The sequence below is a fragment of the Paenibacillus dokdonensis genome, from assembly GCF_004916975.1.
In the GTDB taxonomy this organism is placed as follows: Bacteria; Bacillota; Bacilli; order Paenibacillales; family Paenibacillaceae; genus Paenibacillus_AQ; species Paenibacillus_AQ dokdonensis.
On the sequence record NZ_STGQ01000001.1, the window covers coordinates 2,604,147 to 2,627,881 of the forward strand.

Below are 23,735 nucleotides of genomic sequence, written 5' to 3' on the forward strand. Positions count from 1 at the left end.
CCGTCAGATTGACTAATGATTCTATGTAAAGCTTACCCCTGGATCCTTTGCCGTTAACTTCATCCGCTAACCATTGACTCAATTGAACGAGTTTGGGGTCATAAACAGCTAGTTTATTCGTTAATCATCTTGTCCTTTCCATGTCGTATCCGATTCGTCTGCGACTTGATGAAGCAAAGTAGGGGACAACAATATGTAGTTATAGGAGGCCGCTACTTTCTCCCACCGAAAATAATCACCCGGTACGAAACAATTGATTTCACCGGTGTTCATCACTTTTTCGTAATCACGCCCTTCAAAACGCAAAAGGTTCTTTATCGGCTGGGGCGATGTATTTATTGCATATAATGAAGGTACCACCCTTCGGGGAGATTATTAAGGGAGGCCGCAATGAACGAGACCGCATTTGACGAACCATTATTTGCAAGCTTGAAGCCGGGCTTAACCTCGTTCTGTTACCGAATGCTAGGCTCCATGGACGATGCGGACGATGCCGTTCAGGAGACGAGTATTCGGGTTTGGCAGAGCTGGAGCACGTTCAGACAGGATTCCTCATTCAAAACTTGGGTCTATCGGATTGCCTCCAATCTGTGCTTGGACAAGCTGAGACAATCCAAACGCCGCGCGCTTCCCGTAGACCTGTTCGACCCGGCCGTCGCCATCGTCGAGCCGCGCGACACGCTGCCGGACTCTGCCTGGATCTGGCCGTCTCCCGACTTTGGGGGCAATCCGGAGGATCGGCTCGTCCGCAGAGATACCCTTCAACTGTGCTTCATCGCTCTCCTGCAGATCTTGCCTCCGCGGCAGCGCGCGGTACTCATTTTGAAGGATGTATTTGAATTGTCCTCCAAGCAGATCGCGGAAACATTGGCGATGTCGCCGGCAGCGGTGAACAGCGCCTTGCAAAGAGCCCGAGAGACGATGGACCGGGCTCAGCTTCGCTCGGATGAGCTCAGCAGCATGGACGTTCAACCGGAGCAGCAGCTGCTGTCTCGGTATGTGGAGGCCTTCGAGCAATTCGATATTGCTGCGCTCGTCGCGCTGTTCCACGAGGAAGGGTGCATGTCGATGCCGCCCTTCGAGATGTGGATCCGCGGCAAGGAAGATTTGTCCGCCTTCTATTCGCTTACTCGCTGGCATTGCGAAGGTTCGCGATTTGTGCCCATTACGGTGAATGGAGGTTATCCGGCGTTGGCCCAGTATATTACGGACAAAGAGGGCTCTGGCCTTGTACCTTGGGGCATCCACGTCATCGAAACCAAAGAAAATCAAATCTTGCACGTTCAAAACTTCATTCATAGGCCATTATTTTCGCGATTTGGGCTGCCAGAGCGAATTGACCAATGAATTTCCTGCCAGAGCGAATTGACCAATGAATTTCGTCATTGGTTTACGTTGCAAGCCGTCATTCAAGCCCCTGTCGAGAAGGTATGGCGATGTTGGACCGAGCCGGATCACATCATGAAGTGGAATCAAGCGTCCGAGGACTGGCATGCGACGAGAGCCAAAAACAATCTGCGAGTCGGCGGCAAGTTACTGAAACGGATGGAAGCGTAGGATGGCAGCATGGGCTTGGATTTTGTCGGCGTCTACGATGCCGTGAATCGGCATGTGACGATAGGCTACACCATGGAAGGCGGAAGAAGAGTGGATAAAGCTTTCATCGATCAAGGGAATAAGACGAAGTCATTGAAACGTTCGACGCGGAAAGCTCCAATCCCGTCGAGTTCCAGCAAGCAGGCTGGCAAGCAATCATGGTCAATTTCAAAACCTATACCGAACAAAACTAATCATCGCGAAGAAGACGCCGGAAAAAATACCCGGCGTCTTTCTTTTTGAACCCTAGTACCTGCGTGCTATCCATTAGTCTTAACAGCCTTGTGTCTCATCCATGTTCATGTAGTTAATAGCCCACAGATGGCCGTCCATGTCAACAAAGCCCCAATGATACACTAACCCATGATCTTCAGGTTCAGCGTGCAATTTTCCGCCCAAGGAGATCGCGGTATTCACGATTTCATCAACCTTTTCCCGGCTCTCGAAGGCCAATGCGATCGTCATCTGCGCATACTTGCTCGTATCGACGGTTTCCTTCTCCGTGAGCGTATTAAAGATTGCATGATTGCTCAGCATGACCTGCAAGTTGTCGCCGATCACGATGGCTACCGAATTCTCGGTATTGGGAAATTGCGAGTTGAGCTCGAATCCGAGTCCGGTGAAGAACGCTTTTGATTGTTCTACGTTTTTTACAGGCAGGTTGAAGCTCGTGAATGCGGACGTTAATGCCATTTTCAAAACACCTCTTCGTAAATTAGTTTATGTTGATTTATGCCTTCGTTTATATAGACGATAGCCGATCCGGGAATTCATCGGTCTCATGGATTCGGAAGCGTAAATTTTGAAAAACAACTTGGTATTGAGTTCGGATACCCGCCATTCCCGTAAGGTTGCTTACTCTTATTCGAAACCGTCGCCCCATTCAGTATTAGGTTAAATGTCTTCTTCATGCTTACATTTCTCCTGTTCTATTCACTAATCATACGTTTTGGTTATCTACAGTTCGTCGAGGGAGTCTCTAGGAACGCCAGACAGGCATGATCACGATGGGCGTATCCAATCCCGCCCATCCGCGGCAATATTTACGATTCGGCTGGACAACAGATCGCATAATCGATCTCAACTCAGTCCCTATACCCGGGGTATGCACCCTTTAAGCCAGTGAGGGTTCGTGAATACAATGACGTTATCTGAAAGATAATTAAACTAACGGACTATTATGAATCTGTGCAGAAAATGTACAACGGTAATGTGAAATAAAGAGAGAATATTTAGTGCGGACTGCTTGGACTGCTTCTTACGGGTTAGGTCTGCGGGAGATATTGCTCGAGGCTTACTTCTCGATTTCTTCCTCCTTTTTATATATGGCTCATAAGAATGGCTTGCATCTGGCTTCGTTATTCGGAACAGGGTATTTGCATCTAGAAGAGGCAAGGCTCATTCGGTCGGAGGAGCATTTGCAGCAGTGGACATTCCGGATCTTAGGGGATCTGCAGCCTATGATGGAGCGCGTCACAAATGATGGGCATTCCGGCATGATTAAGCGGCTTCAACAATTTATACAGGAACGGCTTCATAAAGATGTATCGCTTCAGATGCTGGCAGATCATGTCTACGTGCATCCGACCCATTTATCAAGGATTTATAAAATGGAGACAGGCGAGAATATATCTGATTATTTATGCAGGCTACGGATGGAGAAGGCCGCTCACTTGCTAACGACCGGCGACCGTAAAATCTACGAGATTGCAGAACAGACAGGTTACCGGAACCCGCATTATTTTATCAAAGTGTTCAAAAAGTACTATGGGCTTACACCCCAGGAATATAGAGAATCATAAAAAATTATCATGATAGGCCAATGTTAGGAAATAAGACAGATTCACAATTAAGGGTAATTAAGTGAAGTCTGCTTGCCTGGATAATGAAACGTTGTTTGGTTACCAGAGATATAAGGAAATGAGTTAATTCGTAAAGGTAATGGGGGATAGTTCTAAGCATCTAAACATACGTGGCTGAGCAGTGACGAAAGAAGAACAGACAACGATAAGTTGATGTTCGCGTAGGAAGAGCATGTTCCGATTGTCGATTAGAGATTGCTCTAGGCATTAAAAGAGATAAGACAACTATCATTTCATTAGTTGTCTTATCTCTTTCGTATTAATTTTCACCAAGAATTTTAGTTGGATCAAGCCCTAGAGGGAATATTTCTTCAAAATGGTCCTTTTTCTCATACAAATTATACCAAGCTTCAGCAATAACATCTGGGTCCCCTGCTGTTCCGGGTTGTATCATGGCTCCGATTGAAAGATGTCCGACAAACACACCTTTCACTTTCAACTCATTGTGTAGGTTTGCGGCATAATTACGAATACCAGCCCCAACGATTCCGGCATTCCCGGCATAAGGTAAAGGGAACATTGTAGATACGCCTGTTGTAAATAAAATTGCACCAGAACCGTTATTTATCATATCCGGTAGAATCTCATTAACGGAAAGAACGCCTGCCAGCAAATAACTTTTCATTATATCTAATACACTTTGAGGCGTAGTTTCTAGCACGTTTGTGAACTTATCCTCCCTGGCATAGGGGCTAAATTCTAGTACATCAATCGAACCAAACTCTTTTTTAGCTGCTTGAATGGCTTGTTTTAAAGCAGCTAAGTCCGTGACATCCGCTACAAAAGATTGCGTTTCAATATTCAATACTCTAAGTTCACGTTCGATAATTGCTAATTTCTCAGGGTTACGTGCAATCACTGCTACCCTAAATCCATTCTTTCCGAATTTTTTTGCTAGAGACAAACCTAATCCAAGACCTGCACCAACTATGACAATAGTTTTCATTTTTCGTTAGCTCCTTATCTATGATATATTAAAAGAAACATATGTTGCTTTAATGAAAACTATACAGCCAAAGGTTTAATGCAGCAATCAACAACCCTGTGCGAATGTTGCTATAGCCACAAGAATAATAAATTGTTGGGTTAGAGGTGAAGGGAATGGCCACAAAAGCAAGGAATATACGAATGACACAAACGAAACAATCATTGATTAATGCTTTTTTCAATTTGGCCTCTGAAAAGGATTTTGAAAAAATTACAATAGCGGATATAACAAGGGGAGCGCAGGTTAATCGGGCTACATTCTATGCACACTTTAATGATAAATACGATTTAATCGATTTTATTATGGGGGATTTCGCCTCAGCCTCTATCGAAAACCATACTTCAGGTGTTGTGAAATTCGATCTGGATAGCATACATCAACTCATTTTAGCGGTATCTGATTTCTACCAACAACCGAACATTGAATGTCGCAGCAGCTATGGTGGCTTGGTCTTACCTCAAATGCAAGAAAAAATACTAAATGAATTGAAGTCTTTTTTGTCGAAAAGTTTGGAACAAATGTATACCGATAACGAAAAGAACATGTTTGTGCCTATTTTTGCACAAATCATTCATGAAGGTGGCTTGCAATGGGCCACAGGTAGCGTCACCACGAATAAAGATGAAGTCGCCAAGAAGATTGCTTTATTTATAGTAGCTGGATCTCAGTCTATCGAAGGAGCATTACGCTAACGGGCAGCGTAGTGCTAAATATAGTCGTTTTATTTTTCTTTATTAATGGTCCAATTTGCTGTACCTATAGATTCTCCGGCTGGATAGCTACGAATTGTTTGGAATGGAAGGGTATTCAAATTGAACGTAAGCATACGGGATGCTATCGAGACGGGTTCCGATTCAAAGAGCAAGAGAGACCGGTCTGTTCGGAAAACGGCGAGCCTAACGTTGTTCATTTTCAGAAGTATAAGGCATTGAGCTATTTCGTGAAAGCAATGAAGGATAGTTCTAATCATCTATATATACGTGGCTGTGCAGTGCCTAAAGAAGAAATCGACAGCGACAAGCCGATGTTCGCGTAGCCGGAATTACATAGCTATATCTGGGCTGCAGGCGTTGAGCTAACGGGAGAATAGTTATAACAAAAGTCTCCCCGAAAATAGGGATTACATTTGCTATAATCATCTAAGCGACTGGTGTAACGGCGTCAACTTCTCTATAAATGGGTATCTATGCCCGCGTCCTATTGAAAATTTCCGGCGGCAAAATGAGATAGGGATTTAATTAATTTAATTATGTATAACTAACTGGTTGAGGGACAAGAACATGGTCCCATAATAAGTCGCTTAGATTAGCGGCTTTTTTTTGTATTTAACGAAAACTAAAAAATTTCTGCACAAACCGTATTGACATTAGTAAACTACAGTTGTAGTATTGATTTGTAAACTACATCTGTAGTTTACAAAAACGAAAATTTAATTATAGGAGAGGAGCATTACCAAGTGAAAGCAGCAACGAAAGTAGCAATCGCGACACTAAGCACCATTTTGTTAATGGGCTTTTCCGTCAGCCTCGCGGCGAAGGCGCAATCCTCCGTGAAAGTCCAAGAAGCCGCTGTTAAAAAAACGGCCGAAGCAGCTAAGACTATATCTGCAGAGGAGAAAAAGTTTATCGAACAAGAGATCAAAAGAGTGAAGGAGTTGAGCCAAAAGTCTGGTGATATGTATGTCTTGTATTATAAATACCCCCAATTAAATAGCGGATTTGATATTGGTTATTGGGGAGGGATACATGAATTCACAACATACGAGGACTACTTGAAAAAAGCCTCTACCCTAAAGGGATCGATCTTGAAGCAGCCTGCGAACATGCCAAAAGGATACAAGTTCTCAACAGCGGTCATTGAAGCTCCGACCGAAGGAAAGTTCGTTGATGAAGTAAGGGCCGAAGGTAAGAAGAGCGGAAAGCCCATCTATGTGAAAAAGATCGACTGGAAAGAGGCGGCAACGATCCGACTTAAATATACGAACGGAAAAGACACGCTGGGCCTTTCCAAGTATGCGGTAGATTCGAAGGGAAACAAGAAGAAGGGCTTTTATAACGATACGCTGCCGGCACATGTCTTTCCAAAATACGTCTTTTGGAATGATGGCGGCAAATTCGAATACAGCATTTCAACCTCATCTGTGGATATGTCCAGGAAACAGAAGATTGAAATTTTAAAAGCAGCCGTGAAAAAATAAAATTTTAATTCAGCTATAGGTTTTCTCGAACAGGTGTCCAAAATACGATTACATGGGTTCTTTTGGAGATCGTCATGACCGCAGGCGTGCGAAACATTTTTGTGTGTAACAAAAACGCGAAAACTACGCTCTCACATACAAGTTGACATTACTAAACTACAATTGTAGCATGTGTATAGTAACTACATATGTAGTTTTAGTACATTGACTTTGGAGGTTTCATACATGAATAATCAAATACCACCGATTACGGATGCAGAACTGGAAGTTATGCGTGTATTGTGGGCCAATCGCGACTGCCCTTCCAGCGAGGTCGTAAAGCAAATGACGGATCGAATGGGGTGGAGCCCCAATACGACCCGGACGCTCCTAACTCGTCTGGTGCAGAAGGAAGCAGCGGGTGCGAAACTGGAAAAGGGTTCAAAGCGCACCCAACTATTTTATCCGATCATCAGCGAGCAGGAGTATCTGCAGTCCGAAACCAAATCCTTCATGAAAAAGCTCTATGGGGGAGCTTTAAAGCCGATGCTTGCCAACTTTCTGCAGGATAAAAAACTGAATGCGCAAGAAATCGAGGATCTAAAGGCTTTGTTTGACGAAAACCGCAGCGATGGGGAAAAAGAAAAGAGAGAGCCCTGATGAGTCTTACATTGCTTGAAAATGTATCGTCTTTTTTTGGCTGGGTGATTCGCGGATCGTTCATGGCCTTCATCCTCATTGTACTTGTCCTGATCCTGCAGTTTCTATTAAGAAACAAGATTGAAGCCAGATGGAAATATTGGCTTTGGCTTCCCGTGGCCATTCGCTTGCTGCTCCCATGGGCCCCGGAATCCTCGCTTAGCCTATACAATGTTTTGTCCCTGGAGGCCATAGCGCCCGGTATTCATCAACAAACTCAAGCTTCTTTGGGCTCGAAGGAAGCGGGGAGAATAAGCGAGACAACGGTTCTTGTTGAGCGCTCTATAAACCCGGAAGCAAGCGGAACTTCGGAAGTACCTGCTCTCTCATTTGAATCGGGACCTGTGCAGGAGAGCGGATTTTGGTGGAATGGGTTCAAGCAAATAGGCTTCGCCAATACGCTGATGTCGGTCTGGCTTGCAGGCGTGCTGCTTTTTTCGGCGAAAACGGTATGCGACCAGCTTCGATTGAAACAAGCTCTGCGCGCGGGCCGAAAAATAGATACTCCTTTGCTATCGGCCGTGTTTCACGAGACGAAACAACAATTAGGCGTAAAGCGAAAAGTGCAGTTTGTGGCCAGCGAGCGAATTCCCGGACCTGCCGTGGTCGGTTTTCGCAAACCGGCGATCGTTATTTCGCCCAGTCTGCTCGTTACGCTGAAAAAAGATCAACTTCAATATATTCTGGCGCATGAGTTCGCACATATTCAGCGGCGGGACGTCGTCGTGAACTGGTTGATGCATATCATCCTGATCATCCATTGGTTTAATCCGCTATTATGGCTAGCCGTACGTAAAGCAAGACAGGATCAGGAGATGGCCTGCGATGCATGCGCCTTGAATCGGATGAGTCCGCAGCAAAACAATGCATACGGACAAACGATCATCCATGTATTGGAGCATTTTTCAGGAAACCAACGCCAACCGGGACTTGCCGGCCTGTCCGCCACGCATAAACAAATGAAAAGGAGACTTACGATGATTAAAAATTTTAACAAAAAATCATACCGCCTATCCATTCTGGCTATGGGGATGATTATCGCGCTTGGCAGCGTGACATTGGTTAATGCTAAGGAAAGCGATTCAGGGAGCGCTACACCAAAGGCTCCCGTGCAATCGGAACAGGATTCAAAAGCTGTTGTGAATCATGTGCCGGATATGATCTATCCCGAGGGGGATATAGACCGCGAGCTTTACAAGACAGAACTGGAAAAAGCGGAAAAAAAAGCAGTAGCTGAAGCCAAGGCTCTAACTCCAGAGGAAAAAAAGTATATCGAAGATGAGACCAATAGAGTGAAGAAGCTAAGTAAAGAGACAGGCGATATGTACGTTCTGTATCATAAATATAAGGATCTTAACAGCGGACTCGACCTAAGTTATTGGGGAGGGACAGAAACATTCTCCACTTACGAGGACTACTTGAAAAGTACTGCTACGCTCGAGGGTTCCTTTCTGAAGCAGCCCGCCAACTTGCCGGAGGGATATAAGTTTTCCAAAGCAAGAATCGAAGGTCCAACCGAAGGAAAATTCCTTGATGAAGTAAGGGCCGAAGGCAAGAAGAGCGATAAACCCGTCTATGCGAAAAAGATAGACTGGAAAGAGGCGGCAACCATCCGTCTTGAATATACAAACGGGAAAGATACGCTGGCCATTTCGAAATATACGTTGGACTCAGAAGGCAACAAGAAAAACGGTTTCTTTGAGGATGACTTACCGGCACATATCTATCCAAAATACGTTTTTTGGCATGAAGGCGGCTTCGAATACAGCATTTCAACCACATGGGATATGTCCAAGGAACAGAAGGTCGAAATTCTGAAAGAAGCGGTGCAGAAATAATATTTTAAGCAAGCTTTGCTCTTCCGCGAGTAAGCCTATGCAGTCCTGGAAATAGGATTGCCTTCTAAAAAAGGAAAATGAAAGATTTGATCAATGTTAAACTAACGGGAAACATTAGTTAAAAAATAAACACAGCAGCCGGCAAGTAATTGGCTGCTGTGTTTGTTGGAGACTAAAAGGCGCAATAGCTCAATTATGACAGACGGCAGCCGGCTAAAATGTTCGGCTGCCGTCGTTACGTTAACGTAGTTAACGTTAATAAAAAAATAAAACCGGCACAATTAGGTACCGGTTCGTAATGTTCATATATAAAAAAATGTTATTCCTAAAAATGCCATGGATGCATAATAGTATATAAAAAAAATTAATATGAGTCTATTATTTTTTTTGTGGGAATTGTATGTTGTATATGACTGCGCGGGCAACATTGATAATTGTGAGAGGACATGGCAGCAATGATTATGAAAAAAACGAGGTGATTAGTGTGGAAGAGTTACTTTCAATGAAACATATACACGGAAGGATGATTGACGGAAAGCGACATTTCTGGGACGTAGAGAAACTATGGACGTTATCTAAGAACTTACCCGTTCATAAAATCAAGATTGATTCAATAAAGGAACTGGATCAGGATTGTTGGTTTACAGATAGTAGGAGGACACCCATTCCTTCTATACGTAATGTGGCGCTACATTGTCAGCGGATTATCAACGCAAACATGGAGTACCCCATATTATTATGTTCAGATGGACAATTAATTGATGGGGGACATCGAATTGCAAAAGCATTGATGGATGAAAAAAGTGAAATTGACGCCGTGTATATTCCATTGCCGACGGCGGATGTGATTCAATGAAGAAACTCTATAAGCGAAAATCCTTGACTTAAAGTTATCTCTAAGTCTTATACTTCAACTAAACATGAAATTATTTTTTAGGGAACTTTGACTTTTCAGGTTTTTTTATATTGTGAATCAGGTTTTTTTAATGATGGATTGTCGAGGGACAAGAACATGGTCCCAATGAAAGCCGCTATTTTAGCGGTTTTTTTTGTTTATCGGTACAAGTTCTTGTCCCGAACCAAAGACAAGAACTTGTACCGATTGCCGTAAAGAACAAGAACATAATCCGATTACCGATTAGATAAGCATCAAACTACATTTCACTGCACTAGTTCATTAAGCCAACGGGCAGGATAGCTGAATCAGTTATGGTAAGTAAGAAAAACAACTTAGTATTTCATGCGAGGAAAATAACTCATAAACAAACCTATATTATGTGGCATATCAACTGGTCCAAAGGGAACGATGCAAATCGGTGTCACCTATACAGATAGAAAGAAGAACGGAATTTCGATAAACGTTTTCAAGTTGATGAAATTAATACGGGGATCGGCTGATGAATGTCCAGATACTCGTGTATACAACTAGATGTTAATTCTACGACGTAATTCCTCCATCATAGCCTCAGCTTGCTGTGGATCTTCGTTCAGCAGCTTCCTGTACGTCAGCATCCAATTAAGCGTTACAAGCATATGATCATATTCGTCCTTCTTACGCTCGATTTCATTAATCTTCTGAAGAATCCAATCAATTATTTCTTCGTTCGTGCGCGCGTTCGTATCGTGATCCTGCAATATTGTCTTCAGTTCAGCTAACGAGCAGCCGATGCCTTGAAATTTCTTAATCAGCTTTAACCGCCCAATCGCTTCGTCTGAGTAGTTGCGATAATTATTCTTCTCTCGCTGAATATGCCTGCTGTCAAACAAGCCTTCCTTCTCATAAAAACGAATGGTGTGTGGTGTTAGAACCATCAAGTCTGCCAATTCTTGAATTTTCATATGAATTCATACCTCCAAACGCTTGCCATAGAGTTTACTTTATAGTTTAGTCTAGAGTCATATCTTAGTCAAATGTCAAATGCTTAAGGAGGCGTAAAACGATTATGCGAATATTCGTTACAGGTGCAGCAGGTTATATTGGTACAGCTGTTGTTCGCGAACTCATTGGTGCGGGCCATCAGGTAGTTTGTCTGACCCGTTCAGAGAAAGGTGTTCAAGTATTAGACTTGGGAGCTGAGGTGGCTCGCGGTGTTATAAAGGATCTGGATTTACTGCGCAACTGTGCAGCTACTTCAGACGGTGTGCACCCGCAGGCTCGCGACTGGATGGCGTGGACGACGAAGGCATTCCGTTCAGCGAGATTGCCGGTGTCATCGGTCGTCACTTGAATGTACCGGTAGTCAGCATCCCGCGTGAAGAGACACAACCAGTCTTCGGTTTTCTAGGCATGGTTGCGTTGCTTTACTTAGCAAGATCAAGCGAAGGGACGAAGGAGCTGCTCGGTTGGAAGCCTGTCCAGCTTGGACTTCTCGCAGATCTGGAGCAAGGACATTATTTCACGGAATAGTGTTAGTTAAATGGAGAAGGTCACAAAAGAACCTGTTATTGCTTAGCCTCTCTATCCAAGCGTGACAGTCGACAATCCGACGTCGAGTGCGTTGACACAGGAACGATTGGGATGGAGGTCGGAGGGGCCTTTTACAGATCTAGGACATCGAGCGGTCGCAGTAATTTCAAACCTTCCATCAGCAAGAGCGGATAAGCCTAGGGTAAAGTGATTCTTTTGCCTATTGGCGCATGATATATAGAGATTGTCAATAAAGATAAGGGGAGTGAAAGAGTATGAATACTTTTGTAATTACAGGTGGTAATAGCGGTGTTGGCCTGCAGTCTGCTCAAAAACTTATTGATGCGGGCAATCGCGTGATTATTTTGGGGCGCGATAAACAAAAAGGTGAGAGCGCATTGGCATCTTTTGGAACAGCACGTAATCGAGCAATATTTCTCTCGGTGGATCTCGCGACTCACGATGGAGTCAAAGATGCGGCACGACAGATCAACGAAATAACCGACAAAGTCGACGGACTGTTACACTCGGCGGGCATTTTTGATCCAAGGGACATCAGAACAAAGGACGGTCTCCCGCTCTTTTTCGCGTTGGCTTACTTAAGCCGTTACCACTTAACTCAACTCCTGCTGCCAAAACTTCTTAAGGCAGACCATCCTCGGGTATTAATGATGGTGGGCACAGTTAAAAAGGTTCCCAAATTCGACATCAAGATGTTCCAATCCTTTGAAAAATTTAATTTCTGGACGATGACGCTACCGATCGTTGGCGCGTGTATGCATTATGCAGACTATCTTACCAAGACGCATCCTAAGATTTTCACGGGATGTACAACCCCGGGGGTTGCTCAAACGGATATCTTTAAAAATGCGCCATGGTATTTCAGAGCCTGCGTTGCAGTGGCACGACCTTTTCTCAACTCAGCCGAATTGGCGGCTCGTAACCCTGTTCAGGCACTCCTGAATGGCGAAGGAACATCGGCATACATGTGGAACAAGGCCGGTAATTTCCAACGTAAATTTGCAATCGAAGTAAATAAAGAGGATCAAAAGTCTCTTATTGATTTGTCGCATAAACTCACGGGTGCATGAATTCTCTTGACTGATTGCTGGTGTCACGGGCTTTATACGTCTTTCTGAATCTCTTTTTGGAGGGATCATTATTAATGAAAAATTTAAAATCAACATTCTTAGTATTTGGTGCAACCGGTAGAACTGGCCAACACTTTGTTTCCATAGCGCTTAAAGAGGGTCATAAAGTAAAAGCCTTAGTTAGAAATCCAGAAAAATTTAGAATTCAAAATATAAATTTAGAGATAATCGAAGGTTCCATCACAAATTATGAAAATATTGACGAATTATTAGATGAGGTCGACTTTGTAATTTGTATGCTTGGAAATGCTCAGGAACAAAATAAGGCGCCAATCAATACTATCTTTATTAAGAAGCTTATCCCAGCTATGCGAAGACAAGGTGTAAAACGTTTCCTATATCAGGCCGGAGGACTCACGCGTCGATATAAAGAAAGACTCCCTTTTGTGACTTGGATTCTTAGAAACACTTTAGCTAGATATAACGGTCTTCTCGGTCAGCATAAAGATAATGAAACTGTAATTGAGTATTTAGTTGAAGAAGCACAAGATGTGGATTGGATTGTGCATAGGGCAGGCATAATCTCAGACGGTCCTTCGAAAGGAATATTGAATAGAGATCGAACAAAGTTTAGTCTTGCAACTCATGTAGATATTGCTAAATATAACTTTCAGGTCATTAATGAGGATTCTGCAATTCATACTTACGATTTGAGCTACTACAAAAAATAAACTTAGTAGCCGCGTAACTGCGGCTTTTTTTTGTTTTAACGATATATGTTCTTGTAAAACCCGACTACAAGAACATATATCGTATTCCGAAAAAGACAAGAACATATATGGTTAACCGTGATAAGGATAATCAATTACGCATTAGCCGTATTTAAGGTGCTATGTAGTAAGGTAAATCAAGGAACCATCTTTGAATTGAGGGAGACCGATAGTTGAACGTGATGAAAAATAAGAAGCCTAAATTATGTTCTGTATAAACGAAAGGCGCTACTAATCGCTGCTCTTTTCAGTTTGGTACTAGATTAATATAGTCAATGCCAGATTGTATCCAGAGCTTGAACCATTTTTACCTGCAACATTAAATTTGAAGGATTTATTGCCTGCCGAGCTGAAGGTTATATTTTCCACATTTAGTTCCACATAGTCAGGATACGACGAAGACGACAATTAATTATAATAATTATTATTTATTTGCTTCTGGAAGAGTTCCACTGTCCCCCATACTATCGCCATTCCCCTCATTCCCCTTTTTTTGCTAATGGTAGATTCGGCAGAAGAAGGCTGGAGCCATTCGAATGAAAAGGTATGCCAACGGATATGCCACGCGGCTGGAAAAACTGGATATGGTGAGAATGTTCCACAGAAGGAACTGATGAACACCGAATGTACGGATCTAAAGTTAGAACATATGGAAACATATGGACCATCAAACGGTGGGGTGAGCGGCGTAAAGAAGAATTCCCCCTATGAAATACGCTATACCGAACAAATGGCGGCATTAAACTCACAGGCCTAGAGGAAGCACCTAAGTCCAGAAAGAAGAGCTATGTTGTAAGAGACTTGGAAAACAAGGGAAGTTGCACCAAGGGCTGTCACCCGAAACGGTTGCTATAAGGTATTTGACGAAATGCATTCATTCTTGTGAGGGCAGGGCAACGACTGATGAATCTCCTGTGATGGGAGTGGAGGAACAGTCCAAAGTTTAACGAGTAGAAGGAAAAGCATGCCCGATCTCAAGATAGATGATCTTGGATTTAGAATAGCACTTACAAAACCTTGAGAAAACGACATCGAGCATGCCGTAATTGACTTAATTGTGTTTAATATGAAAAGTCTCTTTGGAAAAGAAGTGTCGGATGAAGATTGGAATGAATCGCTTTACGAAAAATGGGGCGAATTTCTTGGGAAAATTCATCATGGCGGCTTTTTTCTGCAACATATTTATCCATATAAAATGAAAAATATATCGAGTGATATAGATTGGTTAAGTCATATTTATCCATATGAATTGTCGAGTGACATGAACATTATCTTATAGCGCTTAGGGTACCGTCTGATGAAATAGACGGGCATGTAAGGTTTAGCTGTTGATCGGCGAAGCAGCCAGTCAAATTGAGATTGAGGCGCAACTGCCGAATTACCCACTATTATCCGCGAGACCCTGCCACCTGAAAACGAATCACATTGTTCTTCGAAGGAGGACCTTGAACGGATCGATCAGCTCCAAGAATGCTGTTCATGGCATGCATTATATGAAAGAACAGATGACGCTACTCGATGGTTAAACTATAATCAGAAGAATCAATGGTCCAGAAGTTCCGTGGACCAACTGCAATTGGACATCGTCCTTGGAGGTTGACAGCTATGAACGCAGATCGTATCAAGATCTCACCAGGCTTCTGGACAAGCCTGAGAAGAATAGAGGTAGAACCCATTGACATAGCGCGCCAAGCTAGTCTACCGCTAACCGTCATCAACGAACCGTTAGTCACGACCTCCCAATATTACTCGATCTGGCAAGCCTTTTCCGAACAAGTCGGAGACACCGCTACGGGAATCATCAAGCTTGCGTCTACTTACGAGACGGCACAGTATCCGCCGGCCGTCTTGGCGACCTTCCACGCTCGCGACTACCGGGACGCGCTGAACCGAATGGCGCACTATAAGCAAATGTGCCCTCCGGAAAGCTTGCGCATTCGGGAAGAAGGTGAGCAATGCTCGATAGAATTGGAGTGGCAGTATGGCGAGCAACACGGACCGCCGGTACTTGTCGGCATCACGCTCGCCTACCTGCTTGAGCTCGGGCGCCGGGGAACCGGCCGCCATTTGACGGCTCGTTCCGTCGAATTCACACACCCCATGGGCGACGTTCAAGCACTGGAAGGCTATTTCGGCTGCCGCGTTCGGACGGGGACGGACCGCAATCGGCTAACGCTGAATCGCGACGATCTGAACCGCCCATTCGCGTCTTACAACGAAGAACTTCTCGAAATTCTGACTCCCGCCTTGGAACGTACGTTAGATGAACGAAAGACCCAGCTTACCATGAGCGCTAAGGTGAAGTGGGTCTTATCTCGATACCTAATTCGAGGGCGAATCAGCATTCAGACCGTAGCCTTCGAGCTGAGGATGAGCGATCGTACCTTGCAGCGCAGGCTGACGGACGAAGGCACAAGCTTCAAGCAGTTGCTGGCGCAAACCAGGCACGAGCAAGCCCTCGCTTACTTGGCAGACCCGTCGCTGGAGATCAAAGAGGTCGCTTTTCTCGTCGGCTACGAGAACCAGAATTCGTTCTATCGTGCGTTCCGTTCATGGGAAGGGGAGACTCCCGCCAATTGGCGCGTCGCGCAAGAGAATTGGCGCTCCTCGCTAGTTACCGAGCAGGCGAAATGAAGTATCATTATCCCTATCCTAGACATAAGGAGTGCAGGCAGATGGATATGGGATTGAAGAATAAAACAGCTCTAGTAACGGGATCAACCAAAGGTATAGGAAAAGCGATTGCCCTTGAACTTGCCAGAGAAGGCGTTCACGTTCTCATAAATGGTCGGAACAACGATGATGTAGAACGCACGATCGCGGAGATCCAAGCGGCGTTCCCAGAGACGGAACCTCGGAATGCAACGGCCGATCTCGTCGATGCGCGGCAAAGAGAAGCTTTAATCACAAAGTTCCCCCACGTCGATATTCTCGTCAACAGCATGGGCATATATGAGATCATGTCCTATGACGACGTAGACGATGCCGTATGGGAGAAATACTTCCGCACAAACGTTCTCGCCGCCAACGGATTAACCAAGTTTTATTTGCCTTCCATGCTGAACCGTGATTACGGCCGCATTATCTTTATCGCGAGCGAGGAAGCCGTCATGCCTTCCGGACAGATGCCTCAATACGGCGTGACCAAATCCATGCTGTTGTCGTTGTCCAAGAGCTTGTCCAAGCTGACCCGCGGCGCGGAGGTTACCGTGAACACGATCTTGCCGGGACCGACCCTCTCCGAGAACGTGCAGCAGATCATCGAGAGCATTTATTCGAACGAAGAGATGACCTTCGAGGCTAAAGAGAAAGACTTTATGACGAAGAACCTACCTCAATCCGAAATCCAAAGGTTTATCAGACCTGCGGAAATCGGCCGATTGACTGCATTCGTCTGCAGCCCGATGGCCTCCGCCTTCAAAGGATCTTCGATCCGCATGGACGGAGGAATGGTACCGACCATATTTTAATTTTAGATAAGATGCAGAGGATATTTGAGCGAGTACATATCCGGTGGGATAATACGAGCTTCTAAAAAACCCAAAAAGAATACAGAAGATACGTAAAAACGGCAACCGCATCATGGTTGCCGTTTTTACGTCGAACGATATGACAATGACAACAGCACGGGCCTATGGGATTCACGATCACAAAGCGACCTTTAGTCTCCCAAGAAGACCATACTTTTAGGCGGGTCGTATTATTCCATTAAATGCTTTACGTCTGTTCTAGGGTGACTTCCTTAAAATTTCGATGGAATGTCGATACGCTCATATGGGCTACTTCTGCGAGTTCTTCAACCCGCAATAGCTGCTAATGATGCCACAGGGAGCTTATATCACCGGGTCTGATTTCCTAATTGACGGTGGAGCCACGGCTTCATATTTTTACGGACCACTTAAGCATGGTTACATTCCCGATATGATTTCACCCCGCACTCGATCTCATGTGTGTCGGGGGACAAGAACTGTCGGAAGACAAAAACATAGTCCCAATGAAAGTCGCTATTATAGTGGCTTTTTTATTTTATCCGTACAAGTTTGTGTCCCAAGCCAAGGACAAGAACTTGTACCGATTGCCGGAATGGACAAGAACATAGTCCGATTGCCGATTAGATAAGCATCAAACTACATTTCACTGCACTAGTTCATTAAGCTACCGGGCAGATTTGCTTAATAAACACAACAATTACCATAATCAGGATGACCCCGTGTTATTATCAATTAGCGCAGATTAAATGATCTAATTATAGAACAAAGGAGCTGAATCCTTTTGAGTGGGTATAACTGGGATAATTCCCCTCTTGAAATAAAGACGCAAATGACAAATATAGCAGACTTTATATTTCACACTTTGGGTGAAAACTTGATTGGAACTTAGATTCACAGCTCAGTCGTTGTTGCGCTTCATGCAATTATTACGGCAGGTTTTTGCAAATTTGGCAGGTGTCGTTGTTTTTGTCGAATATGCTAGCCGATGTTTAGCAGGCAGGGTCACACCCTTGACTTTCCCCTGCAGGGGAAACTGTATAATCGGATTATGTTATAGATTGGAGATGATATTTTGTTCAAAATCAGTGCGTTTTCCAGGCTAAGCAAGGTTTCCTTAAAAACACTGCGCTATTATGACCAGATCGGCATACTTAAGCCGAGAAAGGTAGATCACGATACGGGCTACCGTTACTATTCCGCAGATCAGCTTCTTGAGCTCAACCGAATCCTAATCTACAAGGAATTGGGTTTCACGTTACCACAGATCGTACAGCTGCTCCAAGAAGATATTACACTCTCGAATATTCAAGGGATGTTTAAGCTGAAAAGAAGTGAAATTCAGCAAATTATTGATACAGAACAAGCCAGGCTCGTCAGGATTGAAGAGCGTATGAAGCTTATCGAAAAAGAGGGACAATTCGAAACAGGTCAAGAAGTCAGAATCAAGGCAGAAGGTGCACAATCCTTTCTTTTTCGGAGAGCATGTGGGAAAGAAGAGGACATTCCAGATTTGTTTCGTCAATTTGATGATTTATTACCCAAGGAGATTCGCCAATTGATTCAAGGACCTCAGGTTGTATTGTGGAAAGAAATCGACGGAAGAGAGGATGAGTTTGAATTTGAAGTCGGTTACTTTTTAACCTGTGAGCTGGAATCACCGCCAGACCCGTTTCATCTGCGGACGCTTCCTCCTGAGCCGATGATGGCCACAATGGCTTTTCATTCAAATTCTAAATTTGATGGTGCGGCCTGCGTTCATTTAGCGAAATGGATTGAGAAAAATAACTATCAGATCAAGGAAAACGAAGCGGGTAGGGAACTATATCTGCCGTTATCTCCAGAACAAGATGCACAATTCATAGAAATACAAATTCCAATACTAAATCGATAACTGAAGAAGGTGGAGTTGGAGTACATTGAAAAATAAAGGGATCATTTACGTCCTGGCACTGGCTGTTTTTCTGATCGGGACCATCGAATATATTATTACAGGGGTCATTGAAATGATCGCTATGGACTTGGGAGTATCTACTTCCGAAGCCGGGTTACTGGTGACTGTTTTTGCTCTCTCAGCGGCCATTATCGCTCCGATTTTGATTACACTCACGATCAATGCAGATCGCAAGAAGCTACTGATGACTACCCTTGGTGTGTTTATTGCCAGCAACGGGCTTATGTTCGCTGATCTAGCTTATGAGACAGTGCTTTGGGTACGAATTATACAAGGGGCTAGTGGAGGAATCACTACCGTAGTAGCCATGGCCGTAGCGACAAGACTCGTTGAAAAAGAAAAAAGGGGCAATGCCATCGGTATCATTTTGATGGGGCTTAGCAGTTCGCTAGTACTCGGTGTTCCTATTGGCACATTTTTTAGTGAGATGTTTGGATGGAGATTTCTGTTTGTTTTAATCGGTATATTAAGTATTCTTCCATTCCTTATCATCTTTAAAAAAGTACCGGCAATCAAAGAAGAAGAAAAGGTTACCCTCAGAATGCAGCTCTCCATATTGAAAAATCCAACCATTCTGACTGCCTTGGTTATTACGTTATTGTATGTCGGCGGCTATGCTACACTGTTCACTTATATTACGCCTTTTCTGCAGGCGGCATCCTCACTTTCCATGACCGAAATTAGCGGTGTTCTATTCCTGGCGGGGGTTTGCAGCTTTGTCGGTTCAAGAATGGGCGGACAATTGGCAGATGCAAAGGGACCGAAGTTTACCATTTGTCTCGGGCTCTTGTTACAAGGGACGACTCTTCTTTTATTCGCTCTAGCCGGAGTCAATCTCTTTGTATTAATCGTGGTATTAATGATTTTTATGTTAGCAACGTGGAGTATTTCCCCTGCCCAGCAACTATATCTGGTTACTCTGGCACCTCGAAATCCGGACCTTGCCCTTAGCGTAAATACTTCGTTCATCCAGTTTGGTTTTGCACTGGGATCTGGATTAGGCGGGATTGTCATCGGTCGTACATCTGTCCTGTATTTGAATTGGCTGGGTTTTGCCGCTGTAAGCATAGCTTTGCTTCTTGCCATCTTACTATTTAAAAAAATAAGCAGTAGGACTGGAAACCCAGCTGGGATGGATGAAAAATTAAATTCAAGTAGCAGTTTTCAATAAACGGAAGTGGCTCGAACTTTCCGGGGCTAAAACTCGTCATTATGGTAAAAGTGGTGGGAGGATTAACTTTGGGTATAATGCTCCTTGAAATACATATTCATCCGATTCATGGCAGCGAGTGGGACTAGCAGTTGCGCACATCGGTTTTTCGAAGATAAGGAGAGGACAAACGGAACATGAATGTGGAAGTGTATACGTTAAATGCGTTTGCGAAAGGGGAGCGTGGCGGTAATCCAGCAGGCGTTGTCTTAGAGGATGGTCTTTCACTGGATGCTGCCGAAATGCAGCTCATAGCGAAGGAATTGGACTTTTCGGAAACGGCCTTTATTGAGAAATCCTTGCTTGCGGATTACAAAATCCGCTATTTCACCCCCGCCAGCGAAGTTGATCTGTGTGGACACGCCACGATTGCAGCATTTGGACTACTGCATACGTTGGGTTTGGCAAAGAAAGGGACCTCCTATACGATAGAAACCAAGGCAGGGATTTTGGATATCGATATTAGCCCTGAGGGTCTTGTTTATTTGTCACAGGCTTTACCACAATTTCTTGAAAGGATATCCTTTGAGGAAATCGCCCCATCTTTGGGAATGGATGCCGAGGATCTGGAAACCGGGTTGCCCATCCAGATTGTTTCGACGGGGCTGCGGGACATTTTGATCCCGATCCGCAGCAGGAAACTCTTGAATGAGGTTCAGCCAAATTTTGACGCCATAACCGCCATCAGCGAAAAATATGATGTGGTTGGATATCATCTGTTCACGATGGATACTCCAGACGATGCTGCTGCGGAATGCCGGAATTTTGCGCCTCTGTATGATATTCCCGAGGAGAGCGCGACAGGAACATCCAACGGTGCCCTGCTCAGCTACTTGTACCAACATGGCCAACGATCTTCGCGGGAAGTGGAGCACGTCATGTTCAGGCAAGGGTATTCGATGGATTGTCCTTCTGAAATCAAGGTAGGATTGCGCCTGAGCGAGAGCGGTGAAATCAAGCAGGTTCGGGTTGGCGGTGCAGTGGTTGGCATTGAACGAAAACATATCACGATATAAGCGTAATCAAAAAGCCTGTTTGCAGCCACCGTACCGGGGGCAAACGGGCTTTTACTCTGCTACTGGCAAGGCGAGGCTTGATAGCGGGGGGATGCTTGCGTGAGCATTTCTTCATCCAATCTGTCGTGATTTTGATCGTTTTGCGTTCCTCGGGGCCATCGAACAAGCCCTCCGGCAATGCTAGGCCGCTTGCGTTAAAGATCGCGAACAACACTTAGTTGCAATGAACTAACGTGAGACGATGCTGCATGAATGAATGCTAAAAACCCACTGACTAAGAAATAAATCAGTGGGTGTAGTTCTTTGTAACAAATCTACTAGAAATTATGAAAATTCATCATCAACAAGAAATAAAAAGAAGAAAAGTCCATCTGGGGCCCTCTAAAGCCCTATCGTCGAGCAAGTGGTTCCTCATAGCTTTGCAAGCCGGCGTCGCGCAAAGTTCTTCCGACATAGCCCAACTCTCGACGTGCAGCGGCATCGTTGACGGTGAACTCACGCCCAATCATGCGTATCATCGAGTGTGAGATCGGCGGATCGCCGTCTTTCCGCGTGACGGCCCAGATAGTGTCGAACAGCCGGCCAATGGCAGAGGCGAGCCAGTAGGGCATCGAACGCAACTTATCGATGGACAGGCCCTGCAAGTTCGCAAGCGAGGTGACGAACTCACGGAAAGTCTGCCTTTCCTGGTCTTTGATGAAGAAGGCATGGCCGCCTTCTCCGCGTTCAAGAGCGCATTGTATGGCTTCAACCACGTTGTCCACATGGCAGGTTGAAAAAGGGTAATCGCCGCGGTCGATGAACGCGAACTGCCCAGATCTGACTGCATCGGGAAGCGCTCGGCTAAACGGATCACCAGGCCCCCAGATAGCCGGTGGGCGAAGCGCGATCGTGCGAAAGCCGGGTTTGTTGGCTGCCAGAACCAATGAATCGGCCCGTGCCTTGCTCGCCAGGTAGGCGGAGAAGTGGTTCGGGAAAGTCGGCGCGCTTTCTTCGGCGTCGCGGATGAGCGTACCGCCGTTATCCATGTGGATCCCCGCCGCGCTTATGTAGACGAATGTCTTCGCACAGGCGGACTCGGCTGCCTTCAGCAGGGCTGCGGTGCCATCGACGTTGGTACGGAAGAAGGGTTCGCGAGGCCCTGAAAAGCGGAAAAGGGCGGCCGCATGCACAACCGCATCGATCACCGGTAACACGAATGGCGTGCTGCTTTCGAGATCGGCATTGATCGGCGTCGCACCCATGGCCTTGAGTTTGGCGTGAGATGATACGGAGCGTGTGAGGGCGAAAATCTGGTGACTATCCTCCACGAGCTTCGGGATCAGGCGGCCGCCGAGCAGGCCGGTGCCTCCCGTGACGAGAATTTTCATTGTGATCATCCTTTCGGTTCGGAATTCAGGATAGACTGCATGGCGCCGCTGCGTATTTGCTCAAGAACCGCAGAAGAGGGTGGTTCCACCTTGCGTAGCCGAGCTGTGAAGTGAACGTAGGGATGCAGCATTCGCAGACGCCCACATGAGTTGGCAGCCACCTCGACCGTCAGCGCGAGCCGTCCCTCGGCGGCGATAGCCGCGATGCGTTGTATCAGGAGCGCAAAGGCCTGCTCGGCGGCGGGAATTTCAGCGCCGTCGAGAATGCGGCTCATTATCGCTGCGTAGAGCCGTGGACGAGCTGCCGCACGTAATCGTCCCAGCCTTCGCACAGCGCCATTAGTTTAAAAATTTTTGCGAATACCCTATATATGGAATTACTTTCATCGTTCGCAACGAGAAGCGGTGGATGCAGACTTTCACTGAAACGGCACCGGCCCCCCGCCGACCTGCAGTCTACGAATGATCCATTCAGCCGCCAAGAAGAGAAAGACGATCGATCCGACAACGCTCGTCGTATATCCGACTTCAAAGCTCATTCCCAGCACGTCGATGAAAAGCAGCATAAGCGTATGTATCATCTGGTTCGTGAAGCAGAACGCGTAACTGCGGATCATCCAGCGGCGGTGATTTTCAATCCGTCCTTGTCGAATCTGAAAGTATGCTGACACTGTTATGAATATCCAGAGGATGTTTAACAGATTGAAGGCTATACTGACGATCTTGCCTCCGGTCGCAAAAGGAGCCATATAGCCTGATGTTAAACATACGACCAGCACGGCGACGATATAGACGTAGCCGAGGATACAATGCAACTTCCGGTACTTTCGGAACTTGGCACTAGCAAAGTTTATGGCGCCCGCAACGAATGCGAGGCAGGCGAAGACGACATGAACGTTCAGCATAGTCAGCCAGACCGGTAAGTTAATCGAACGGGTGAGATTGGTCTTGTGGCTCAAGAAATCCGTCGCATCCGGATCCACCGCGAAGCGATTCAAGAGCATCCAGAAAATAAAGGCTGCGGAAACAGTGATCAGGAGACGGAAAGCCGTTTTAGCGTTCATCAGGCTGCGGCGCTTTACCGGACGTTCGGCGCGGATCGCGTCCACTGCGTAACCGGGTGAAACGGAAAACGGCGAATGTGAATAGCGAAACTAAGAACCAGTAATTAAGAGAGAACAAGAGAGTGTGATTAATCGTCATGGCGAAGCTCCTTTACATGGTATTTTGGACGAAAGCTTTTCTTGCTTGCACACTTAACAATACGATA

23 protein-coding genes and 1 pseudogene are annotated in these 23,735 nt (G+C 45.3%); 18 read left to right on the forward strand and 6 right to left on the reverse strand.

The window, feature by feature from the left end:
* Positions 1-390: 390 nt before the first annotated feature.
* Both E6W40_RS12030 and E6W40_RS12035 read left to right on the forward strand, forming a co-directional pair.
* Positions 391-1,347, forward strand: coding sequence for a sigma-70 family RNA polymerase sigma factor (locus E6W40_RS12030; RefSeq protein ID WP_136605674.1), 957 nt, complete (start codon positions 391-393; stop codon positions 1,345-1,347).
* An 18-nt stretch (positions 1,348-1,365) separates the two neighbouring features.
* A pseudogene (locus E6W40_RS12035) lies at positions 1,366-1,790 on the forward strand (SRPBCC domain-containing protein).
* A 79-nt stretch (positions 1,791-1,869) separates the two neighbouring features.
* Here the strand turns inward: E6W40_RS12035 and E6W40_RS12040 are convergent.
* The gene (locus E6W40_RS12040) at positions 1,870-2,289 is read right to left on the reverse strand and encodes a VOC family protein (protein WP_136605675.1); all 420 of its coding nucleotides are present in this window, start codon (positions 2,287-2,289) and stop codon (positions 1,870-1,872) included.
* Positions 2,290-2,831: 542 nt separating this feature from the next.
* Between E6W40_RS12040 and E6W40_RS12045 the strand changes: the two genes are divergently transcribed.
* Entirely contained in the window at positions 2,832-3,398 is a 567-nt protein-coding gene (locus E6W40_RS12045) for a helix-turn-helix domain-containing protein (protein WP_136605676.1), read from the forward strand.
* A gap of 319 nt (positions 3,399-3,717) precedes the next feature.
* Here E6W40_RS12045 and E6W40_RS12050 read toward each other — a convergent pair whose 3' ends face one another.
* Complete coding sequence (locus E6W40_RS12050) at positions 3,718-4,404, reverse strand: SDR family NAD(P)-dependent oxidoreductase (RefSeq protein ID WP_136605677.1); 687 nt, start codon at positions 4,402-4,404, stop codon at positions 3,718-3,720.
* A gap of 155 nt (positions 4,405-4,559) precedes the next feature.
* Between E6W40_RS12050 and E6W40_RS12055 the strand changes: the two genes are divergently transcribed.
* From E6W40_RS12055 to E6W40_RS12080, 6 genes are all read left to right on the forward strand, one after another.
* Positions 4,560-5,138, forward strand: a complete 579-nt coding sequence (locus tag E6W40_RS12055; RefSeq protein ID WP_136605678.1) for a TetR/AcrR family transcriptional regulator — start codon at positions 4,560-4,562, stop codon at positions 5,136-5,138.
* Between the two features lie 98 nt (positions 5,139-5,236).
* On the forward strand, positions 5,237-5,482 hold the full coding sequence (locus E6W40_RS29750) for a hypothetical protein (protein WP_136605679.1): 246 nt from the start codon (positions 5,237-5,239) through the stop codon (positions 5,480-5,482).
* Positions 5,483-5,902: 420 nt separating this feature from the next.
* Positions 5,903-6,643 (forward strand): hypothetical protein, encoded by a 741-nt coding sequence (locus E6W40_RS12065; RefSeq protein ID WP_136605680.1) that lies wholly within the window; start codon positions 5,903-5,905, stop codon positions 6,641-6,643.
* A gap of 225 nt (positions 6,644-6,868) precedes the next feature.
* Entirely contained in the window at positions 6,869-7,282 is a 414-nt protein-coding gene (locus tag E6W40_RS12070) for a BlaI/MecI/CopY family transcriptional regulator (RefSeq protein WP_136605681.1), read from the forward strand.
* Positions 7,282-9,159 (forward strand): M56 family metallopeptidase, encoded by a 1,878-nt coding sequence (locus E6W40_RS12075; protein WP_136605682.1) that lies wholly within the window; start codon positions 7,282-7,284, stop codon positions 9,157-9,159. Before E6W40_RS12070 ends, E6W40_RS12075 begins: the two co-directional genes overlap by 1 nt.
* A gap of 409 nt (positions 9,160-9,568) precedes the next feature.
* A complete protein-coding gene (locus E6W40_RS12080; protein WP_168928900.1) occupies positions 9,569-10,015 on the forward strand; it encodes a chromosome partitioning protein ParB in 447 nt (148 codons plus the stop codon).
* A gap of 569 nt (positions 10,016-10,584) precedes the next feature.
* Here the strand turns inward: E6W40_RS12080 and E6W40_RS12085 are convergent.
* On the reverse strand, positions 10,585-10,998 hold the full coding sequence (locus E6W40_RS12085; RefSeq protein ID WP_136605684.1) for a MerR family transcriptional regulator: 414 nt from the start codon (positions 10,996-10,998) through the stop codon (positions 10,585-10,587).
* A gap of 104 nt (positions 10,999-11,102) precedes the next feature.
* Here E6W40_RS12085 and E6W40_RS30050 point away from each other — a divergent pair, with 104 nt between their 5' ends.
* The 9 genes from E6W40_RS30050 (at position 11,103) to E6W40_RS12140 (ending at position 21,095) form a co-directional block, all read left to right on the forward strand.
* Positions 11,103-11,387 (forward strand): NmrA family NAD(P)-binding protein, encoded by a 285-nt coding sequence (locus tag E6W40_RS30050; RefSeq protein WP_246072975.1) that lies wholly within the window; start codon positions 11,103-11,105, stop codon positions 11,385-11,387.
* Positions 11,384-11,566: a hypothetical protein gene (locus tag E6W40_RS30055; RefSeq protein ID WP_246072976.1), complete on the forward strand. Its 183-nt coding sequence runs from the start codon at positions 11,384-11,386 to the stop codon at positions 11,564-11,566. Before E6W40_RS30050 ends, E6W40_RS30055 begins: the two co-directional genes overlap by 4 nt.
* A gap of 275 nt (positions 11,567-11,841) precedes the next feature.
* Entirely contained in the window at positions 11,842-12,657 is an 816-nt protein-coding gene (locus tag E6W40_RS12095; protein WP_136605685.1) for an SDR family NAD(P)-dependent oxidoreductase, read from the forward strand.
* Between the two features lie 74 nt (positions 12,658-12,731).
* Positions 12,732-13,388 (forward strand): NAD(P)-dependent oxidoreductase, encoded by a 657-nt coding sequence (locus tag E6W40_RS12100; RefSeq protein WP_136605686.1) that lies wholly within the window; start codon positions 12,732-12,734, stop codon positions 13,386-13,388.
* Between the two features lie 1,644 nt (positions 13,389-15,032).
* Complete coding sequence (locus E6W40_RS12110; protein WP_136605687.1) at positions 15,033-16,061, forward strand: helix-turn-helix transcriptional regulator; 1,029 nt, start codon at positions 15,033-15,035, stop codon at positions 16,059-16,061.
* A 41-nt stretch (positions 16,062-16,102) separates the two neighbouring features.
* Positions 16,103-16,897: an SDR family NAD(P)-dependent oxidoreductase gene (locus tag E6W40_RS12115; protein WP_136605688.1), complete on the forward strand. Its 795-nt coding sequence runs from the start codon at positions 16,103-16,105 to the stop codon at positions 16,895-16,897.
* A gap of 1,093 nt (positions 16,898-17,990) precedes the next feature.
* A complete protein-coding gene (locus E6W40_RS12130) occupies positions 17,991-18,809 on the forward strand; it encodes a MerR family transcriptional regulator (protein ID WP_136605689.1) in 819 nt (272 codons plus the stop codon).
* Between the two features lie 25 nt (positions 18,810-18,834).
* Positions 18,835-20,040 carry an MFS transporter gene (locus E6W40_RS12135; RefSeq protein ID WP_136605690.1) on the forward strand — a complete coding sequence of 402 codons (1,206 nt, stop codon included), beginning with the start codon at positions 18,835-18,837 and terminating at the stop codon, positions 20,038-20,040.
* 176 nt (positions 20,041-20,216) lie between these two features.
* The gene (locus E6W40_RS12140; RefSeq protein ID WP_136605691.1) at positions 20,217-21,095 is read left to right on the forward strand and encodes a PhzF family phenazine biosynthesis protein; all 879 of its coding nucleotides are present in this window, start codon (positions 20,217-20,219) and stop codon (positions 21,093-21,095) included.
* Positions 21,096-21,484: 389 nt separating this feature from the next.
* Here E6W40_RS12140 and E6W40_RS12150 read toward each other — a convergent pair whose 3' ends face one another.
* The 3 genes from E6W40_RS12150 to E6W40_RS12160 all read right to left on the reverse strand — a co-directional run bounded on the left by E6W40_RS12150 (position 21,485) and on the right by E6W40_RS12160 (position 23,529).
* Positions 21,485-22,465, reverse strand: coding sequence for an NAD-dependent epimerase/dehydratase family protein (locus tag E6W40_RS12150; RefSeq protein ID WP_136605692.1), 981 nt, complete (start codon positions 22,463-22,465; stop codon positions 21,485-21,487).
* Positions 22,466-22,470: 5 nt separating this feature from the next.
* Positions 22,471-22,740, reverse strand: coding sequence for a hypothetical protein (locus tag E6W40_RS12155; RefSeq protein WP_211147002.1), 270 nt, complete (start codon positions 22,738-22,740; stop codon positions 22,471-22,473).
* Between the two features lie 144 nt (positions 22,741-22,884).
* On the reverse strand, positions 22,885-23,529 hold the full coding sequence (locus tag E6W40_RS12160) for a DUF2306 domain-containing protein (protein ID WP_246072977.1): 645 nt from the start codon (positions 23,527-23,529) through the stop codon (positions 22,885-22,887).
* Positions 23,530-23,735 lie beyond the last annotated feature (206 nt).

What these genes read in the sequence shown, in the direction of transcription:
- E6W40_RS12040 (WP_136605675.1), bottom strand. Translation starts at nt 2,289, where the DNA reads ATGGCATTAACGTCCGCATTCACGAGCTTCAACCTGCCTGTAAAAAAC.
- E6W40_RS12030 (WP_136605674.1), top strand. Translation starts at nt 391, where the DNA reads ATGAACGAGACCGCATTTGACGAACCATTATTTGCAAGCTTGAAGCCG.
- E6W40_RS12070 (WP_136605681.1), top strand. Translation starts at nt 6,869, where the DNA reads ATGAATAATCAAATACCACCGATTACGGATGCAGAACTGGAAGTTATG.
- E6W40_RS12075 (WP_136605682.1), top strand. Translation starts at nt 7,282, where the DNA reads ATGAGTCTTACATTGCTTGAAAATGTATCGTCTTTTTTTGGCTGGGTG.
- E6W40_RS12115 (WP_136605688.1), top strand. Translation starts at nt 16,103, where the DNA reads ATGGATATGGGATTGAAGAATAAAACAGCTCTAGTAACGGGATCAACC.
- E6W40_RS12100 (WP_136605686.1), top strand. Translation starts at nt 12,732, where the DNA reads ATGAAAAATTTAAAATCAACATTCTTAGTATTTGGTGCAACCGGTAGA.
- E6W40_RS12140 (WP_136605691.1), top strand. Translation starts at nt 20,217, where the DNA reads ATGAATGTGGAAGTGTATACGTTAAATGCGTTTGCGAAAGGGGAGCGT.
- E6W40_RS12050 (WP_136605677.1), bottom strand. Translation starts at nt 4,404, where the DNA reads ATGAAAACTATTGTCATAGTTGGTGCAGGTCTTGGATTAGGTTTGTCT.
- E6W40_RS12080 (WP_168928900.1), top strand. Translation starts at nt 9,569, where the DNA reads ATGACTGCGCGGGCAACATTGATAATTGTGAGAGGACATGGCAGCAAT.
- E6W40_RS12110 (WP_136605687.1), top strand. Translation starts at nt 15,033, where the DNA reads ATGAACGCAGATCGTATCAAGATCTCACCAGGCTTCTGGACAAGCCTG.
- E6W40_RS12055 (WP_136605678.1), top strand. Translation starts at nt 4,560, where the DNA reads ATGGCCACAAAAGCAAGGAATATACGAATGACACAAACGAAACAATCA.
- E6W40_RS12155 (WP_211147002.1), bottom strand. Translation starts at nt 22,740, where the DNA reads ATGAGCCGCATTCTCGACGGCGCTGAAATTCCCGCCGCCGAGCAGGCC.
- E6W40_RS12160 (WP_246072977.1), bottom strand. Translation starts at nt 23,529, where the DNA reads ATGAACGCTAAAACGGCTTTCCGTCTCCTGATCACTGTTTCCGCAGCC.
- E6W40_RS12150 (WP_136605692.1), bottom strand. Translation starts at nt 22,465, where the DNA reads ATGAAAATTCTCGTCACGGGAGGCACCGGCCTGCTCGGCGGCCGCCTG.
- E6W40_RS30050 (WP_246072975.1), top strand. Translation starts at nt 11,103, where the DNA reads ATGCGAATATTCGTTACAGGTGCAGCAGGTTATATTGGTACAGCTGTT.
- E6W40_RS12085 (WP_136605684.1), bottom strand. Translation starts at nt 10,998, where the DNA reads ATGAAAATTCAAGAATTGGCAGACTTGATGGTTCTAACACCACACACC.
- E6W40_RS12095 (WP_136605685.1), top strand. Translation starts at nt 11,842, where the DNA reads ATGAATACTTTTGTAATTACAGGTGGTAATAGCGGTGTTGGCCTGCAG.